At 57.4% G+C, this 17,888-nt stretch carries 11 protein-coding genes and 3 pseudogenes; 11 read left to right on the top strand and 3 right to left on the bottom strand.

Translation table 11 applies throughout. The features are described 5' to 3' along the window. The first annotated feature begins 143 nt into the window (after positions 1-143). Positions 144-674 (top strand): nuclear transport factor 2 family protein, encoded by a 531-nt coding sequence (locus EPD59_RS07945; RefSeq protein WP_240731671.1) that lies wholly within the window; start codon positions 144-146, stop codon positions 672-674. 174 nt (positions 675-848) lie between these two features. Here the strand turns inward: EPD59_RS07945 and EPD59_RS07940 are convergent, their stop codons facing one another. Next, positions 849-3,311, bottom strand: a complete 2,463-nt coding sequence (locus tag EPD59_RS07940; protein ID WP_133272314.1) for a TonB-dependent receptor domain-containing protein — start codon at positions 3,309-3,311, stop codon at positions 849-851. Between the two features lie 406 nt (positions 3,312-3,717). Here EPD59_RS07940 and EPD59_RS07935 point away from each other — a divergent pair, with 406 nt between their 5' ends. The 8 genes and pseudogenes from EPD59_RS07935 (at position 3,718) to EPD59_RS23150 (ending at position 10,063) form a co-directional block, all read left to right on the top strand. Continuing rightward, positions 3,718-4,581 carry an endonuclease/exonuclease/phosphatase family protein gene (locus tag EPD59_RS07935; protein WP_133272313.1) on the top strand — a complete coding sequence of 288 codons (864 nt, stop codon included), beginning with the start codon at positions 3,718-3,720 and terminating at the stop codon, positions 4,579-4,581. Between the two features lie 76 nt (positions 4,582-4,657). After that, positions 4,658-5,683, top strand: coding sequence for a N(4)-(beta-N-acetylglucosaminyl)-L-asparaginase (locus EPD59_RS07930; protein WP_133272312.1), 1,026 nt, complete (start codon positions 4,658-4,660; stop codon positions 5,681-5,683). 5 nt (positions 5,684-5,688) lie between these two features. Further along, positions 5,689-6,378 carry a copper homeostasis protein CutC gene (locus tag EPD59_RS07925; protein ID WP_205703496.1) on the top strand — a complete coding sequence of 230 codons (690 nt, stop codon included), beginning with the start codon at positions 5,689-5,691 and terminating at the stop codon, positions 6,376-6,378. A gap of 80 nt (positions 6,379-6,458) precedes the next feature. Continuing rightward, the gene (locus EPD59_RS23160; RefSeq protein WP_133272311.1) at positions 6,459-7,370 is read left to right on the top strand and encodes a beta-N-acetylhexosaminidase; all 912 of its coding nucleotides are present in this window, start codon (positions 6,459-6,461) and stop codon (positions 7,368-7,370) included. After that, a pseudogene (locus EPD59_RS24065) lies at positions 7,361-7,935 on the top strand (family 20 glycosylhydrolase); the annotation flags it as partial. The gene EPD59_RS23160 and the pseudogene EPD59_RS24065, both read left to right, overlap by 10 nt. A 12-nt stretch (positions 7,936-7,947) precedes the next feature. Beyond that, entirely contained in the window at positions 7,948-8,328 is a 381-nt protein-coding gene (locus tag EPD59_RS24060; RefSeq protein ID WP_394347226.1) for an FN3 associated domain-containing protein, read from the top strand. Positions 8,329-8,768: 440 nt separating this feature from the next. After that, entirely contained in the window at positions 8,769-9,935 is a 1,167-nt protein-coding gene (locus EPD59_RS07910; protein ID WP_240731670.1) for a sugar MFS transporter, read from the top strand. A 5-nt stretch (positions 9,936-9,940) separates the two neighbouring features. Continuing rightward, complete coding sequence (locus tag EPD59_RS23150; protein ID WP_262712933.1) at positions 9,941-10,063, top strand: hypothetical protein; 123 nt, start codon at positions 9,941-9,943, stop codon at positions 10,061-10,063. Positions 10,064-10,165: 102 nt separating this feature from the next. Here EPD59_RS23150 and EPD59_RS07905 read toward each other — a convergent pair whose 3' ends face one another. Together EPD59_RS07905 and EPD59_RS07900 are read right to left on the bottom strand one after the other, a co-directional pair. After that, positions 10,166-11,203, bottom strand: a complete 1,038-nt coding sequence (locus tag EPD59_RS07905) for a LacI family DNA-binding transcriptional regulator (protein ID WP_133272309.1) — start codon at positions 11,201-11,203, stop codon at positions 10,166-10,168. Positions 11,204-11,244: 41 nt separating this feature from the next. Continuing rightward, positions 11,245-13,396, bottom strand: a pseudogene (locus EPD59_RS07900) (GH92 family glycosyl hydrolase). A 351-nt stretch (positions 13,397-13,747) separates the two neighbouring features. Here EPD59_RS07900 and EPD59_RS07895 point away from each other — a divergent pair. Both EPD59_RS07895 and EPD59_RS07890 read left to right on the top strand, forming a co-directional pair. Further along, positions 13,748-16,032 (top strand): annotated as a pseudogene (locus tag EPD59_RS07895) (GH92 family glycosyl hydrolase). 327 nt (positions 16,033-16,359) lie between these two features. Beyond that, positions 16,360-17,778 (top strand): glycoside hydrolase family 125 protein, encoded by a 1,419-nt coding sequence (locus EPD59_RS07890; protein ID WP_133272308.1) that lies wholly within the window; start codon positions 16,360-16,362, stop codon positions 17,776-17,778. The last annotated feature ends 110 nt before the right edge of the window (positions 17,779-17,888 follow it).

The following is a 17,888-nucleotide window of genomic DNA, read 5'->3' as shown; positions in this document are numbered from 1 at the left end:
TGGAGGCGGCAAGCATAGCCAGCCTGAATTCCCTAACGAATTTCGCGGGTGAGTGGTGGTAATAAGCCTACGCAATAGTATGTTGAACTCAGATCAGAAATAGCCAGCCATGGATAAACGTTGATCTTTTTAACCTAATGACTATGCTAAAAACGAATACTCCATCCGGCGTCCACCTGCGGACTATACTTGGCGCAATGTCGCTACTTGTAATGGCGAGTTGCTCTACCAGCAAACCCGCGGCACCTCCGCCTGCCGCCACCGTACAATTACCTGAGTCGAAGGAACTGTATGCCACTATAGCCCGCCTCGACAGCGCCATGTTTGCGGCCTTCAACCGCCACGACGCAGACCAGTTGCAAACCTACTTCGCTGAAGACCTCGAATTCTACCACGACAGAGGCGGCCTGGCCGATTTCAAAAAAACCATGGATGGCTTTCGAAGCCTCTTTGAACAGAACAAAACGACTGGCCTAAACCGGCAGTTGGTGCCGGGCAGTTTGGAAGTATATCCCATTCCAGGCTACGGCGCCGTAGATGCTCACCTGCACCGCTTCTGCCATGTGGAGAACGGCAAAGACGACTGCGGCACCTTCAAAAATATGATGGTATGGCGACTAAAAGACGGCCAGTGGAAAGTAACGCGCGTCGTCAGCTACGACCACGATCATTGAGCATAGATGGAAATGCTTTGCTGCTGACCCGCGCTATACCTCTAAAAAAGCCCCCCACAGCCGAAAACAGCAACACTCCCGGCGCTAAGGCAACTGTTGCCGCTTAGCGCCGGGAGTGTTGATACGCCTAATGATGGCAACACCTTGGAATTTGCTTCCAAAACAGAGGAATTACTATTGCGCGCGGCGCTTCTCTTCCTCCGCTCCAGTTTTGCGGTTGGTAGTGGTGAGCTTGTCGTTGCCAAATTTCCAAGCAAATGAGAGCGTCACCACGCGCGTGTCGCGGCGGATGTAAAGGTCTTGCCGGTAGTTGTTATAGAGCGAAACGGCGCTAAAAGGCAAGGTGTAAAGAATGTCGTTAGCTGCCAGCTTGATGGTGCCTTTGCGGTCCATCACTTCTTTTTTCACAGCTATTCCGACTTGCCCGTAGTCGCTGAACTCGAAGAAACCGACCCGCTGCTGGGAATTGTATCGGGCGTTCAATTCTGCCCCCCAGCCTTTGCCGAAGGTGAAGGTACTGTTGCTGCTCAGGGTGTAAGCTGGCTGTCCGGCCCGCAGGGAAGTCCCAGCCAGGGTGCCATCGTAGTGGATGTAAAAGAACACGGCGTTGTTGTAGATACTCAACCACTTGCCTACCGTGATGGGAGCTGTGAGCGTGAGGGACACATACTGTTGCTGATCCAAGTTTACGTTGGTTGAAACGGTAGTAGTGTCGGTTTCGGGGTAGGCCACGTCGGTGATGGGATCTTTCGTAACGCTGTAGCTGAGGCCGGCGGTGTACTTCTGCTTGAAGGTGTAATTCAGCTCCATGTTGTAGCTGGTTTCGGGGCGCAGGTTGGGGTTGCCTTTGCCGGAAGTAGCCGGATCGATGATGAAGCGGAAAGGGTTGAGCTGGCCGTAAGAAGGACGGTTGATGCGACGGCTCAACGACATCGTTATTTCGTTTTGCTCAGTGGGCGCGTATTTCAGGGCCGCGCTCGGGAACAGCTGGTAATAGTTGCGCTCGAAGTTTTCGGAGGTCACTATCTGACGGCCGGTAGCGTTGGTTTGCTCACCCCGGAGGCCAGCTTGCAGATTAAATTGCTTGCTGAAATTATGATTGAGGTTAACGTAAGCGGCCGTAATGACTTCGTCGTAGCGGAAGCGGTTGCTCAGGTTTAGGTCGGGTGTGGTGATGCCTTCGCGGGTATTCTCGAATTGGATGTCATTATCGGCATACACCTGGCTGGCTTTGGCGCCGGCTTCTAGGCGGGTATCAGCATTCAGCTGCTGGGTATAATCGGTCTTTATGGCTTTGATGGTTAGCTCGCTGGTTTGGTCGCTGGCTAAGGTAGCATCCGGCTGGCCCGACAACTGAAAAAAAGTGGTTTGGCTTTGGGTCCGGTGCGTGTTGTAGCGAGCATAATCTACGTCGGCAGTCAGTTCGGGGCGGCCCGTACCTTCGCCAAAGGTGTGCTTAAAATTGATGTTGCCGGTGATGTTGGGGTTGTTGCCCCGGCTAGTACTTAGCGCGGTATAATAATCACTCACCTGCCCTGCTCCATCGTAAAACGTGCTGGTATTGACCCCCGTCCCGCCGGGCTTCGGATTTGGCACCCCAAAGCCCGAAATAACGCCCCCCAGCACGGTATTTTTCGACAGGTTTACATCCGTTCCAACTTTATAGATCATAAAATGATCCTCAAAAACGGCCCGGTTGCGCTGGTCTGCGGTACCAATCAAGACTGGCTCTCCCGTGTCCTGCGACTCGTAGAAGTAGCGGTAGGTGTCACGAACACCAAAGTTGCGGCGCCGGCCATACGTGAGCGCGCTAAACACGTTAACGTCTTTGTTGCGGTGGTTGCCCGACAAGCTACCGGAGAACTTGCCGTATTCACCGCGTCCGTAGCTGATGTTGGCGTTGCCGTTGGTGCCCTGGCGCTGGTCCTTTTTGAGGTTAATTGCGATAATGCCGGCTCCGCCCTGGGCATCGTACTTGGCCGGTGGGTTGGTAATGAGCTCAATGCTTTTCAATTGATCAGCCGGCAAGGAGCGCAGATAGTCGGCTAGCTCGGTGCCGGTCATGGGCTGGCGCTTGCCGTCAATGAGCACCAGCAGGCCTTGGCGGCCGCGTAATGCCAGGTTGTCGTTGCCGTCTACGATTACGCCGGGAGCCCGAGCCAATACATCTAGCGTGGTATTGCCGGCAGCCAGCGTCGAGCCTTCCACGTTCACAACGGTGCGGTCGGCCAGGCGCTCAAACAGCGGCTTCTGCCCTATCACCTGCACTTCCTTTAACTGCGTAGCGGCGCTTTTTTGCAGCGTAATAGCAGGCAAAATTTGCCCTCCAGCGGGCAGGATAAAGGGCGCACTCCAGTGCCGCACGTACCCTAGCTGCGCCGCCGATACGCGGTAGCTTCCTTCACTCAATCCTTCGAAGCGAAAAGCCCCCTGAGCATCACTAAACTCAGTTTTAACTACCGACGAGTCGGCGGCGCGATGCAGGGTAATGGTGGCATAATCGATGGGGGCGCTGGTTGATGTACGCACCGTTCCGGTGAGGCTACCGGGAGTTTGAGCCGTAGCGGTAACAGCGATAAGCCAGGCTAATAGTACCAGTAAAATTCTGGCTACGAATAAAGTAGAGTTCGTGCGCATAATGCTTCGGAGAATGATAATGATGGCAATGCGAGAAGAATCGGGTCAGCGAGCTGCCAAGTGACAGTAGCAGCGGGCTACGAATCCTCCTTTCGCTACCCGTAGGGCACGATGCCGACGGCAGGCCGCGAGTAGCAGCCCGGAATCAGATGCCTGTCCGGTTGCGCGTGGCCGGATCAGAAATACACGATTGAGAAGGGAAGAGAATTCAAACGTGGACACCGCAAAAAATCGAAAAGGTTACAGGCGGTGTAAACTTTTTTATTTTGCTCCTACTCGGAGGGCAATAGCAAGAGCACAAACAGCTCCGTGGCGCAGGGCGCAGTCGCGAAAGATTTCGCTTTACCGCTCATCATTTCCAAATCTCTCTACCTTGTAAGCCAAGACACTTCTTTTTGCCCTGCCTATGCATTCGTCTGTGTTCAGGAAGCTTCTCTTCGTTGCGCTTTTGCTGCTTGGCAGCCGGTTGGAGCTAGCCGCCCAGACCATGAAAGTGGCCACCTACAATGTCCGCTACGATAACCCGCAGGATACCGTCAATGCCTGGTCGCGGCGGCTGCCGTACCTGGCTAATCTCATTCGCTTTCAGGATTTTGACGTCTTTGGCACCCAGGAAGTTCTGTATCGCCAGCTCCAGGACATGACGCGCCAGCTACCGGGCTATGCCTACACCGGTGTGGGTCGCGACGACGGTAAGCAGGGCGGAGAGTTTTCTGCTATTTTCTATAAGCAGGACAAGTATGAGTTGCTCAAGCACGGCACGTTCTGGCTTTCGCCCACCAGCGCCGTTCCGAGCAAGGGCTGGGATGCTGCGCTGCCGCGCGTGTGCAGTTGGGGCCAGCTGCGGGAGAAAAAAACCGGCTTTACATTCTACCTCTTCAATACCCACTTCGACCACGTAGGCATAGAAGCCAGGAAAGAAAGCGCCAAGCTGATTCTGACCAAGGTGAAGGAGATGGCCGGCTCCACGCCAGTTATTCTGATGGGTGATTTCAATATCGACCAGCGCAACGAGAGCTACACGATCCTGAACACGGCCAGCAACTTACGTGATGCCTTCCAGCTGGCCCAAATAGTATATGCGCCCAACGGCACGTTCAACGACTTTAATTCCCAGCGCAAAACCGACGCCCGCATTGACCATATCTTTCTGAGTCCCGCTTTCAAAGCCACCCGATACGGCATCCTCACCGAAACCTACGGCGGCGGCAAAACGCCCTCCGACCATTATCCGGTAGCCGTGGAAGTGCAGTACTCCGGGCGAAAATAAGTACCTGGCAGTATCTGGGGGGCAAAATTGATCCGCCAAATCTTGTTTAACCGTAACATTTCAGCCTTTCTACTCTATGAGTACTCGCCGAAAGTTTATTGCCTCCACCGCGGCCGGACTAGCGGGGCTGGCGGTTCCCAGCTACGGGCTGGCCGCTACCTCGTCGCCGGTGACTGCTGTGGGGCAGCCGTTGGTTATTTCCACCTGGGATACTGGCCTGGCCGCCAACTTAGGCGCCTGGAAGGTATTGCGGCCGGGCGGGCGGGCCCTCGACGCGGTAGAGGCCGGCGTGATGGTGACGGAGGCTTCGCAAAACTGCTGCGTGGGGCTGGGGGGCAATCCTGACCGCGACGGCATCGTGACCCTAGATGCGTGCATCATGGACGAGAAGTTTAACTGCGGTAGCGTGGCGGCGCTGGAGCGCATTAAGCACCCCATCAGCGTGGCGCGGCGGGTAATGGAGCGCACGCCGCATGTGATGCTGGTAGGCGAAGGCGCTCAACAATTTGCCGTGGCGCAAGGCTTTCCGCTGGAACCGCAGCAGCTCAGCGCCGACGCGGCCAAAGCCTACAAGGAGTGGCTGAAAACCAGTCAGTACAAGCCTATTATTAACGTCGAGAACACGGGCAGCAAGAAAGCCGTGGGGCCCGTGGGCGGCGCCAATAACCACGATACGATTGCCATGCTGGCCCAAGATGCACAGGGCAACCTAAGCGGCAGCTGCACCACCAGCGGCATGGGCTTTAAAATGCGGGGCCGCCTCGGCGATTCGCCCCTCATCGGCTCGGGTCTATTTGTGGATAATGCCGTTGGGGCGGCTGCGGCCACCGGGCAGGGCGAAGACGTGATTCGTATTGCCGGCGCTCATACCGTGGTGGAGCTTATGCGTCAGGGCCTCGCGCCCAAAGCTGCCTGCAAAGCTGCCATCGAGCGTATTGCAAAAATTAAAGGTGCCCAAGCCCGCGACATTCAGGTGTGCTTTATTGCCATCAGCGCCAAGGGTGAACACGGCGCCTACGCTCTGCAAAAAGGCTTCAGCTACGCCGTCTGCGACGCCAAAAACCAGCAACAGCTCGTACAAAGCGACTTCTTGCTCGCCTGAGTAGCATGCTAGAAATTTGCGCCAATTCCATACAATCGGCCTTAGCGGCGCAGGCGGGCGGGGCGCAGCGCATTGAGCTGTGTCAGAACCTGGAGCAGGGCGGCATCACGGCGTCCTTCGGTCTGATCAGACGAGTGCAAGCGTCGCTGACGATTCCGGTGTTCGTGCTGATTCGGCCGCGGCCGGGCAATTTCGTCTACACCGCTGATGAGTGGGCTATTATGGCCGCTGACATTGAGCAGTGCCGCGCCCTGGGCTGCGCTGGAGTCGTATTCGGCATTCTGGACGACGCAGGTCGCGTAGACCTGGCGCGTTGTCGGTTGCTCATCGCGCTGGCGGCCCCCATGTCGGTTACGTTTCACCGCGCCTTCGATGCTTGCCCCAACCAAGCGCAAGCTCTGGAAGACATCATTGCCTTGGGCTGCCAGCGGATTCTCACTTCTGGGGGGCAAATTACCGCAATGCAGGGCCAGGCGCAGCTGGCGACGCTGGTTCAGCAGGCTGCCGGGCGGATCAGTATCATGCCGGGTGCGGGCTTCACACCCCAAAATATCAAGGCGTTGGCGGCCCGCACGGGGCCACCGAGTTTCATGCCAGCGCCACCCGATCAATTCCGCCTTCACCCGCCGCCGAACCTGCCTTATTCGACGCTACCTTACTGGAGACGGACACAACTATTGTGGCTGAGCTGGTAGCACAACTGGCTTCGCGCCGCGCCGGAGCAGACTGACCAGCGTTACATTGTTCCCGCCATTTATCTTTAAGCCACCTACTTATGCTCGCACTGTTCTCTCTGCCTGGTCGTTTTATTAAGCTGCTGGCGCTGGGTCTGTTGCTCAGCCAACCGGCCCTCGCCCAACAAATGGTAACACAGCCCCAAGGCCTGGGGTTGGTGCCGTTGCCCCACCAGGTACAGGTGCACACCGGCACGTATTTCCTCCCCCAAAAAATCAGCATATACGCCAAGAGCACAGCCGAACGAAACGTGGCGGAGCTGCTAAAGGGCCTGCTGGAGCCCCTGGGCAAAACCGTCGCCCTCACTACAAACAGCCAAACGGCGCAGATCAGGCTGGTGACGGAAGCTATGCCGGGCGCCGAGGCGTATCAGCTGGTTGTGGATAAAGCGGGTGTGCAGATTACCGCTTCGGCCGGCGCCGGCTTGTTCTATGGCTGTCAGACGTTTCTGCAATTACTACCGGCCCGCCCGGCGGCCACCACCGGCGTGCCGCACGTGCGCATAATGGATGAGCCGGCGTTCCGCTGGCGGGGCGCTATGCTCGACGTGAGCCGGCATTTCTTTCCGGTGGAGTTCGTCAAGAAGTACATCGACTTTCTGGCCGCCTACAAGTTCAACACCTTCCACTGGCACCTCACCGACGACCAGGGCTGGCGCATTGAGATAAAAAAACACCCTAAGCTGACGCAGATCAGCGCCTTCCGGAAGGAAACCCTGATTGGCGCCCAGCAGCAGTTTAAAACGCCCGCCGAGTTCAAGTACGACGCCACGCCCTACGGCGGCTTCTACACCCAGGAGCAAATCAAGGACGTGGTGGCCTACGCCCAGAAGCGCTACATTACCATTGTACCGGAAATAGAAATGCCGGGGCATTCGGTGGCCGTGCTGGCCGCTTACCCCGAGCTGGCGTGCCGGCCCGGCCCCTATGAAGCCTGGACGCAGTGGGGGTAAATGAGGACATTGTGTGCCCCACGGAGCCAACCTTCCGGTTTTTCGAGGATGTGCTGACGGAAGTAAGTGCCCTGTTTCCCGGCCAGTACATCCACATCGGGGCGACGAGTCGCCGAAGGGGCGCTGGAAGGAAAGTGCCGCCGTGCAGGAAATTATGAAGCGCGAAGGGCTGGATGACGTGGAAAAAGTGCAGGGCTGGTTTAACCGCCGCATCGAGAAGTTTTTGCAGAGCAAAGGCAAGAAGCTGCTCGGCTGGGATGAGATTCTGGAAGGCGGCATCTCTCCAAGCGCTACCGTCATGAGTTGGCGGGGCGAGAAAGGTGGTATTGAAGCCGCCCGGCGCGGCAACGATGTGGTGATGACGCCCACCAGCCATCTATACCTGGATTATGGCCAGCACCCGCAGCCCCACAGTCCCTACGAGCCGCTCATGATTGGCGGCTACCTGCCCCTGGAGAAAGTATACAGCTTTAATCCCCTGCCCCAGGAGCTGACGCCGGAGCAGCAAAAGCACATCCTGGGTCCGCAAGCCAACCTGTGGACTGAATACATCACGACGCCGGCCAAGGTGGAGTATATGCTGTTTCCGCGGCTACTGGCGGTGGCAGAGGTCGCCTGGACGCCTGCTGCGAGGAAAAAATACGCCGAGTTTTTGCCGCGTATGAGTCAGCAGTTTGCCCGGCTCGATGCACGCAGGATAAACTACCGGGTGCCCGAGCCGCTGGGCCTCGATAGCGCCAGTGTGGTTCGGCAGGGCGGCAAAGCCGTACTGACGCTGCGCTCCTTGGTGCCTGGGGGGCAAATTCGCTACACCATAGACGGCAAAATGCCCGACGAAACTACCGACCTCTATACCAAGCCCTTGGCCGTGCCGCTCAACCAGCAGCTCACCGTACGAGCGGTAACCGTTGCTCCCAATGGCCGAAAAAGCCCCCCAGTCGAGCTGCTGATCAAGTAACGTCGTTAAGGATCGTCACACAGGACATTCTGCTTACAAGCATGAATGTAGCATCGGGCCAATAGTCGTTGCTACAGTAGTTGTCATGCTGAGCGGAGCGAAGCATCTCGCGTGCTTCGTTGCAATGCTGTTGACTAGTAACCAATAGAGATACTTCGACAAGCGGACGACAGATCAGGCATGACAGCCTTTTCAGATGACAAGTAAATTCGCCACATGCTCTAGTATGGGCTACAATCCGATTCCAGCGGAGTTTCTCACTAATCATGAGGCTTCATGAGTGATGGAACAGCTCACATTTGCTAAAACCTTTAAGCTTTAACTTTGATAGGCGTCTTAAGATTATAAAATTGTCGTCATCTTAGCTCTTGAAGCGGCAGCGCTTCCGATTTCCGCCGATGAGAGGTGCCGCTACGGCTCCTTATTCCACCTTTCACTATTTGTTGACTCCGCTAATGGCCTCCCCTCCCTCCGTTCTCCCGCCCCGGCCCGCTGGCACGGCCGCGCCGGCCCAAACCGAACGCTACACCTCGGCCCTGAGCGCCGTGACCACTTTGTTCTTTCTGTGGGGCTTCATTACCTGTCTGAACGACATTCTGATTCCCTACCTGAAGGCCATTTTTCAACTCTCCTACACCCAGGCCAACCTGATTAACCTGTGCTTTTTCGGGGCTTATTTTCTAGTCAGCATTCCGGCGGGCAAGCTGGTACAACGAGTCGGCTACAAGCGGGGCATGCTGATTGGCTTCGCCATTGCCGCGCTGGGGGCCTATTTATTTTATCCGGCAGCGGAGCAGCGCGTGTACGGGCTATTTCTGGGGGCGCTGTTCGTGCTGGCATCGGGCATTACCATCCTACAGGTAGCAGCCAATCCGTACGTAGCTATCCTGGGCCCACCCAAGTCGGCCTCAGCGCGCCTCACGCTCACCCAAGCCTTCAATTCGTTGGGCACTTTCCTGGCGCCGTTGCTCGGCAGCGCCCTGATTCTGAGCCGCCTCCCAACGCTGGATAATGCCGCCAACGCCGCTGCTATTGATGTGACGGCAGTACAGATTCCCTACCTCATTATCGGGACGGTGCTGCTGCTGATCAGTCTCGTTCTGAGCCGCGTTACCCTCCCTCAAATTGAGTTGACCACCGAGGAGGTGCCCGACGTGGCGGCTGGCGCTACCCGGGCTTGGAGCTACCGACATCTGGTGCTGGGCGTAGTGGGCATTTTCGCTTACGTGGGCGCGGAAGTAGCTATTGGCTCCCACATCGTTAGTTATCTGGCCCTGCCCGACGTCATGGGCCTTGACCCCAAAGCAGCCGGCGACCGGGTATCGCTATACTGGGGCGCGGCCATGGTGGGCCGGTTTGCGGGGGCTTATTTGCTCAATAAATTTTCGCCCAGCAAGCTACTGGCTTTCAACGCCGTGGGCGCGGTCATTTTGGTGCTTGTCTCCATCAATAGCACAGGCGAACTGGCCATGTGGAGTTTGCTGGCGGTGGGCCTGATGAACTCCATTATGTGGCCCGTCATCTTTCCGCTGGCGCTAGCTGGACTGGGTCGGCACACCGAGGAAGGCTCCGGCCTACTGTGTACCGCTGTGGTAGGCGGGCCCTGATGCCGATGCTGTTCGGCTTCGTGGCCGATCAGAGTGGGCTGCGCATGGCACTGCTGCTGCCCGTAGTCTGCTACGTGTATATCATGTGGTACGGACTGCGCGGCAGTCGTCGGGTGGAGGCAGCGTAAATTTTGCCCCCCACCAGCAACATGCAAACGGCGCCCGTTCTGTAGACCACAAAACGGGCGCCGCTACATTAAAAAAAGCCCCCCAAGGTCAATCAAATCAACTTACTGACCTGTGTCCGCCGCCGCGCGGATGGACGACTGCCGGATAATAAGCTGGGGAACTAGCTGCAACTGGGTCATATGGTCGCTTTCCTGGGAGCCTTCCAGCGCCTTTAGGAGGGTCCCAATTACGTTTTCCGATATCACCTCCATTGGTTGGGCTACCACGGTGATGGGAGGCGAATAGAGCCGAAACAAATCGTTGTCGTCAAAGGAAACCACGGCCATGTTCTCCGGGATGCGGTAGTTCAGGCGGCTGAGCGCTTCCAGGCCGTATACGCCCAGATAATTGGTGGCAAACAGCACGGCGTGGCAGGCCGGATGCGCCTGAAAAAAAGCCTGCATCTGGGTAATAATGGCTTCGGGCTCCTGCTGAAACTCTATCTCTAGCATGAGTTCCGGTAGCTGCTGCTCCCGCAGTGCCTGCGCGTAGCCCTCCCGGCGCGCCGTCATCTGCATTTGGCCCGAGCCCAGCGTAACCAGCGCAATGGCCGTGAACCCCTGCGTGAGCAGGTGGCGGGTAGCCTCGTACATGCCCGTGGCCCCATCTACCACCACGGCATTAGCCGTCACATCCGGCAGCAGTCGGTCGAACAGCACCAGGGGCTTGCCGCTGCGCACGATGGCGCTTACTTCGGGCCCAATTCCGGCGGGCGGGGCGAGAATGTAGCCATCCACGTGCCGCTCCTGAAACATGGTTAGCAGGTCGCGGGTCTTGGCTGGGTCGTTGTTGGTGCTGCAATAAATGATGCGGTAACCGCGGGCCAGCGCTTTTTTCTCGATCAAGCCCGCCACCGTGGCGAAGAAGGGATTGGCAATATCTTCCACCATCAGGCCAATGACGTGGGTTTTGCCCGTGCGCAGACTTTTGGCCAATTGGTTGGGCTTGTAGCCAACCTCCTGCACGTATTGCATCACTTTCTCGGCCAGCTGGTCGCTGATGCGGTTGTCTTTGGCCTTCCCGTTCAAGACCAGCGACACGGTGGCAATGGACACGTCCAGGTGCTTAGCGATGTCGTGAATCAGGATTTTCTTTTTCAATGCGAAATAATTTTGCCGAAGCTGGTTGATTATCTAAGCCGCTACTCATACACTTCTTTCGGCCGGTGAGCCGCTGCTGCCCCAAACGTCTGGTTCGGCTTCGGCCCCATGGTTAGCTGTAGCTTACCGCCGGCCATGATGTCGCGGTGGAGCAGGTAGCTGTTGGGGTAAGGCTTACCGTTGAGGGTGGCGGCCTGAATGTAGAGGTTCTGGGGGCATTATTCTTGACCTCCAGCACGAAGGATTTGCCCCCCGGCAGCTGCAAGGTAGCCTTGTCGACGATGGGGCTGCCCAGCACGTAGGCGCCGCTGCTGGGGCTAACGGGGTAAAAACCCAGGGCTGAGAGAATGTACCAGGCGCTCATCTGCCCGCAGTCCTCGTTTCCGCTGATGCCGTCGGGCTTGTCTTTGTACATCTCCCGCAGCACTTGCCGCACCTTTTCGGCCGTTTTCCACTGCTGACCGGCGTAGGCATACAAATAGGTGGTGGCGTGGCTGGGCTCGTTGCCGTGGGCATACATCCCAATAAGGCCGGAAATATCGGGGGAGGCACTTTCGCCCAGGTTGCCCTGCACAATAAACAGGCTGTCGAGCTTCTGAGTGAAGGCCGCATCGGAGCCAAACAGCTGGATGAGCCCCGGCACGTCGTGGGGCACCAGCCAGGTGTACTGCCAGGCGTTGCCCTCGGTGTAAGGATTCTGACGGTGAATGGACTGAAACGCGTCGAAGGGTAATTGAAATTTGCCATCGGCCGTGACGCCGCGCATAAAGCGGGTTTTCGGGTCGAAGTAACGCTGGTAGTATTTGGCGCGCTTGCTGTAGGTGTTGTAGGCTTCTTTGTCGTCTAACTTTTTGGCTACCTGCGCAATACTCCAATCATCGATGGCGTACTCCATCGCCTTGGCTACTGATTCGTTTTCCTTGTCAGCTGGAATGAAGCCCAGGGTTTTGACATAGTTTACCCCCTGGTCGTCGCGGGTACTGGAGGCTTTCATAGCGGTCAGCACCCGCTTCCCGTCGAGGCCGGGCGTACCCTTCAGAAAGGCTTCGGCCAGGGCGGGCACGGCGCTGTAGCCTACCATTGTATTGGTTTCGGAGCCCATCAAATGCCAGATAGGCAGCTTGCCCTGCTGCTCCTGAATAGCCAGCATGGACTGCATCATATCGCTCACCCGCTCGGGCTGGGCCAGCAAAAACAGCGAGTGAGCCGTGCGGTACGTATCCCAGAGCGAGAACGTGGTGTAATTAACAAAGGGCGCCTTGGGGTAAACTTTCTTATCGGTGCCGCGGTAGTCGCCGTTCACGTCGTTGAATAAAGCCGGTGCGAACAAGGCGTGATACATGGAGGTGTAGAAGATGCGCCGGGTTGCGGGGTCTTTGGTTTCAATGGTCATCTTGCTGAGCTCCTTATTCCACTTTTCATCGGCCGCCTGCTGCACCGCTGCGAAATCCCAGCCGGGAATCTCGGCCGCAATATTCGCCAGCGCGTTCTGCGAGCTAACCGGTGAGATACCCACCTTCAGCTGCAACGTAGCTGGGGCTTTAGCAAAGTTAAATAAGCCCTTTATGGCCTTCCCCTGCCCTTTTTTGCCGGTGAGTAGCTGCGCCTCCTCGTACACGGCAAATTGCGGGATGGGCACCGAGGTCTTGATGGCGAAGTACACGCGCTGGTCGCTGGCCCAGCCCTTGGAGAAGCGGTAGCCCACAAACGTCTGCGGGTCAACCTGTTCAATGTAGGTGTCGGTGGCTTTGTCGTCGATGCTTTCTTTAAGGTCGATAATAACATGGGCTTCCTTGCCACCAGCCGGGAAGGTATAGCGGTGAAAGCCCACCCGCTCGGTGCTGGTCAGCTCGGCCCGAATATCGTAGTCATCCAGGGTCACCGCGTAGTAGCCGGGCTTGGCGGTTTCGCGCTGGTGCGAGTAGCGCGACAGGTACCCCCCGTGGGGGCTTTTTGCTGGCCCTTATCCGTTCTGATCGGGCCGGTGTAGGGCATTATCAGCACGTCGCCCAGATCGGAAGCGCCGGTGCCGCTTAGGTGGGTGTGCGAAAAGCCGATCAGTAGGCTATCGGAGTAGTGATAGCCTGAGCACCAGTCCCAGCCTTTGAAGATGTTTTGCGGACCGAGCTGCACCGCTCCAAAGGGCACATTGGCCCCCAAAAAAACGTGACCGTGCCCGCCCGTGCCAATCATCGGGTCGACGTGGGAAGTTAGGCGCTGGCCTGTGGCGGGCAGAGTGGCGGTCCCAAACCAGAGCAAGCTAAACAGCCACAACAGAAACCGCGGGGCTTCGCGGGGCAGATGGGTAGAGGATGAAGGCATGAAGACAATAGCTTGAAGTATACATGGAAGAAAGCAGGGCTACTGGCGCCCCACCCCGCTCAGCTCGGAGCTCGCAAGCGTCGTTACCACGTCACCGGTGAAGCTCCAAATTAAAACCGCCTATACAAATAAGCTAAAAGGTTTTAGCTTATTTTGGTTAAGTAAAAATATTTCCGGACATTTTCCCACATCCCCTGCTATTCGCCCTCCTTTCCCAACTGAATGCCCAGATTTTTTCCCGCTTTCACCGCTTTCTTGCTGACGGCCGCCTCTGCCCTAGCCCAGTCTGCCGCCCCGAAAGATTACGCGCAGTGGGTAAACCCGCTCATCGGCACCGACTCCAAGCCCAGTCTCTCGAATGGCAACACCTACCCGGCCATTGCGCTGCCCTGGGGCATGAACTTCTGGATGCCGCAGACCGGCAAGATGGGCAACGGCTGGGCCTACCAGTACTCGGCCGACAAGATCCGGGGGTTCAAGCAGACTCACCAGCCTTCGCCCTGGATGAACGACTACGGGCAGTTTGTGCTCATGCCCATTACGGGCAAGCGCGTATTTGACGAGGACGAGCGGGCCAGCTGGTTTTCGCACAAAGCCGAGGTGGCCGAGCCCAGCTACTACCGCGTGTACTTAGCCGACCACGACGTGACGACGGAAATGGCCCCTACTGAGCGCGCCGTTCGGTTCCGCTTCACATTTCCGAAAACCGATAGTGCCTACGTGGTAATAGATGCCCTCGACAAGGGTTCCTACGTGAAGGTGCTGCCTCAGCAGCGCAAAATCATCGGCTACACCACCCGCAACAGCGGCGGCGTACCTCAGAACTTCAAGAACTACTTCGTCATCGAGTTCGACCACGCGTTCACGAGCATGGCCGTGTATAAAGACAAAGTGCTGGACGCGGGCGCGCTGGAGGCTCAGGTGAATCATGCTGGGGCCGTGGTGGGCTTCAAAACCCGCAAGGGCGAGCAGGTGCAGGCGCGCGTGGCGTCCTCGTTTATCAGCCCCGAGCAGGCCGAGCTGAACCTGAAGGAAATTGGCAGCAACGATTTTGAAACCGTGCGCCAGCAGGGCCGCGCAGCCTGGAACAAGGCCCTGGGCCGCATCGATATTGAGGGCGGCACCTCCGATCAGCAACGCACTTTTTATTCCTGTCTGTACCGCTCCCTGCTGTTTCCGCGCAAGTTTTATGAGGTGGATGCGGGGGGCAAAATTGTGCACTACAGCCCATTCAACGGGCAGGTGCTGCCCGGCTACCTCTACACCGATACGGGCTTTTGGGATACGTTCCGGGCCCTGTTTCCCTTCCTGAACCTGCTGTATCCCGACGTGAACGTCGAAATTCAGCAGGGCCTGGCCAACGACTTCCGGGAAAGCGGTTGGCTGCCGGAGTGGGCCAGCCCCGGCCTGCGCAATGTGATGGTGGGCAACAACTCAGCTTCCGTCGTGGCCGACGCTTACCTGAAAGGCATTCGGGGCCAGGATATGAACGTGCTGTATGAGGCTCTAACCCACGGGGCTAACAACGCCGGACCGCTTACGGCCGTGGGACGCGCGGGCGTGGAGCACTATAACAAGCTAGGCTACGTGCCCTACGACGTCAAAATTAACGAAAGCGCGGCCCGCACGTTGGAATATGCCTACGACGATTTCACGATTTATCAGCTGGCCAAAGCCCTGGGCAAGCCCAAGCAGGAAGTGGACCTCTACGCCCAGCGCAGCCAGAACTACCGCAAGCTCTTCGACAAGAAAACCGGCCTAATGCGCGGCAAAAACGCCGACGGCAGCTGGCAGACGCCCTTCAACCCCTTCAAGTGGGGCGACGCCTTCACCGAGGGCAACAGCTGGCACTACACCTGGTCGGTGTTTCACGATGTGCAGGGCCTGCTGGATTTGATGGGGGGCAAAAAGAAGTTCGTAGCCACTCTGGACACGGTATTTACCCTGCCGCCGGTCTTCGATGAGTCGTACTACAAGAGCGTGATTCACGAAATTCGGGAGATGCAGATTGCCAACATGGGCAACTACGCCCACGGCAACCAGCCCATCCAGCACATGGTTTACCTCTACACCTACGCCGGTCAGCCCTGGAAAACGCAGTATTGGGTACGCGAAACCATGAACCGCATGTACCAGCCCACCGCCGACGGCTACTGCGGCGACGAGGACAACGGCCAGACGTCGGCTTGGTACGTGTTTTCGGCCCTGGGCTTTTACCCCGTTTGCCCCGGCACGGATCAGTACGTGCTCGGTGCCCCGCTCTTCCCGAAGGCCACGCTGCACCTACCCTCGGGTAAGGACATCGTGCTAAATGCCCCCAGAACTCGGCTCAGAACCGCTACGTGCGCCAGCTTACGCTCAACGGCAAGCCCTACGAGAAAAACTGGCTCAGCCACACGGAGCTGATGCAGGGCGCCAATCTTAGCTTCGATATGAGCGCCCTGCCCAACAAAACCCGCGGTACCAAGCCCGACGCCGCCCCGTTTTCCATGTCGAAGGCGAAGTAGTGCGAGTAAATGTAAGCCCGCCTGAAAAACAGGAAACCCCAGGCTGTCATATAGCAGCAACTGCCCGCAAGATGCTTCTCTCTTCTCTTATAAATAACGCAGGGTGCAGACTAGTAATCTAAAAAAGCTAAGTAAGGCTAAGAACTAGTTCCCCTCCTCAGTTGAGGAGGGGTTAGGGTGGTTGAAGGTCGTTGGGGAGCTTTTTAGCAAGTAGCTCTAGTCTTGTTCTATCGTGTTCAACCACCCCTAGCCCCTCCTCAGTTGAGGAGGGGAACTAGTCTTAGCTTTAGCCTTAGCTTTCGTTTACGCTCACCAATACTCTTCTTTATGAACCGTAGAGCCTTTGTTCAGAGCTTCTCATTGCTCACCGGCAGCGTATTGTTTCGGCACTACTCCTTCGCGGGTGGGGCTGCCGCCTTTCCGGTGGTACGCCCGGCCACGGCCAAGCGACGGTTTACCAGTCGCTCCGTGGAGGCCGCTATTGCCGAGTTTCAGAAGAAAGTGAAAGACCCGGAGTTGGGCTGGCTATTCAATAATTGCTTTCCGAGCACGCTCGATACCACCGTCACGCATACCAACCGCCAGGGCCGCCCCGATACCTACGTCATCACCGGCGACATCGACGCCATGTGGCTGCGTGACTCCTCGGCGCAGGTGTGGCCCTACCTTAATTTTATTGACAAGGATGCTGAGCTGCGGCAACTGGTGGCAGGCGTCATCAACCGCCAGACCCGCTGCATCATCAAGGATCCTTACGCCAACGCTTTCTACGGCGACGATACCAAGGTGGGGGAATGGAAATCGGACCTGACCAAGATGCAGCCCGGCGTGCACGAGCGCAAGTGGGAAATCGACTCCCTGTGCTACCCCATTCGTCTGGCGTATCATTACTGGAAGAAAACCAATGACTCACTGCCCTTCGACGGGCAGTGGCAACAGGCCATCCGCGCCACCTTGCAAACGTTTCGGGAGCAGCAGCGCAAGACTGAACTGGGCCCCTACAAGTTTCAGCGCGAAACGGCCGTGGCTACTGATACGCAGCCCATGAGCGGCTACGGCTACCCCGTGCGGCCGGTGGGCCTCATCTGCTCTGCTTTCCGCCCCTCCGACGACGCCACGCTCTACTCCTTCCTAGTACCCAGCAACTTCTTCGCCGTGGTAAGTCTGCGCCAAGCCGCCGAGATGATAACCAGCCTGGCCAAAGACACCAAAACCGCCCAGGAGCTTACCGCGCTGGCCACGGAAGTGGAGGCCGCCCTGCGCCAATACGCCATCGTTAACCACCCCGAGCACGGCAAGCTCTACGCCTACGAAGTGGATGGCTTCGGCAGTCAGGTGCTCATGGACGATGCCAACGTACCCAGTCTGCTGTCCTTGCCATACCTGGGCGCCGTGCCCGCCACCGACGCCGTGTACCAGAATACCCGCAAGTTTTTGCTCTCACAGGCGAATCCGTTCTTTTTCAAGGGCACGGCGGCCGAAGGGATCGGCGGTCCACACGTAGGCCAGGACATGATCTGGCCCATTGCCATCACGATGCGCGGCCTGACCAGCACCAACGACGCCGAAATTCGGGCTTGCGTGCAGAGTTTGAAGAGCACCCACGCCGGCACGGGCTACATGCACGAGTCGTTTCACAAAGACAATCCCGCCAAATTTACCCGCGCCTGGTTTGCCTGGGCCAACACTATTTTCGGGGAATTTCTCTGGCAGGTGTACCAGCAAAAGCCGCAGCTTTTGGACTAAAGCGCAACTGGGGGGCTTTTTTCTGCAAACCTGTAAAAGGACGGTCATGCCGAGCAGAGTGAAGCATCTCGCTCGCGCCGTTAGATTAGTAATCCGGCGTCAGCACGCGA

The organism is Hymenobacter radiodurans, from assembly GCF_004355185.1.
GTDB lineage: Bacteria > Bacteroidota > Bacteroidia > Cytophagales > Hymenobacteraceae > Hymenobacter > Hymenobacter radiodurans.
Note: the sequence above shows the minus strand (reverse complement) of the source record. Positions and strands in the feature narration are given on the sequence as shown.

What these genes read in the sequence shown, in the direction of transcription:
- EPD59_RS07945 (WP_240731671.1), top strand. Translation starts at nt 144, where the DNA reads ATGCTAAAAACGAATACTCCATCCGGCGTCCACCTGCGGACTATACTT.
- EPD59_RS07940 (WP_133272314.1), bottom strand. Translation starts at nt 3,311, where the DNA reads ATGCGCACGAACTCTACTTTATTCGTAGCCAGAATTTTACTGGTACTA.
- EPD59_RS07935 (WP_133272313.1), top strand. Translation starts at nt 3,718, where the DNA reads ATGCATTCGTCTGTGTTCAGGAAGCTTCTCTTCGTTGCGCTTTTGCTG.
- EPD59_RS07930 (WP_133272312.1), top strand. Translation starts at nt 4,658, where the DNA reads ATGAGTACTCGCCGAAAGTTTATTGCCTCCACCGCGGCCGGACTAGCG.
- EPD59_RS07925 (WP_205703496.1), top strand. Translation starts at nt 5,689, where the DNA reads ATGCTAGAAATTTGCGCCAATTCCATACAATCGGCCTTAGCGGCGCAG.
- EPD59_RS23160 (WP_133272311.1), top strand. Translation starts at nt 6,459, where the DNA reads ATGCTCGCACTGTTCTCTCTGCCTGGTCGTTTTATTAAGCTGCTGGCG.
- EPD59_RS24060 (WP_394347226.1), top strand. Translation starts at nt 7,948, where the DNA reads ATGCTGTTTCCGCGGCTACTGGCGGTGGCAGAGGTCGCCTGGACGCCT.
- EPD59_RS23150 (WP_262712933.1), top strand. Translation starts at nt 9,941, where the DNA reads ATGCTGTTCGGCTTCGTGGCCGATCAGAGTGGGCTGCGCATGGCACTG.
- EPD59_RS07890 (WP_133272308.1), top strand. Translation starts at nt 16,360, where the DNA reads ATGAACCGTAGAGCCTTTGTTCAGAGCTTCTCATTGCTCACCGGCAGC.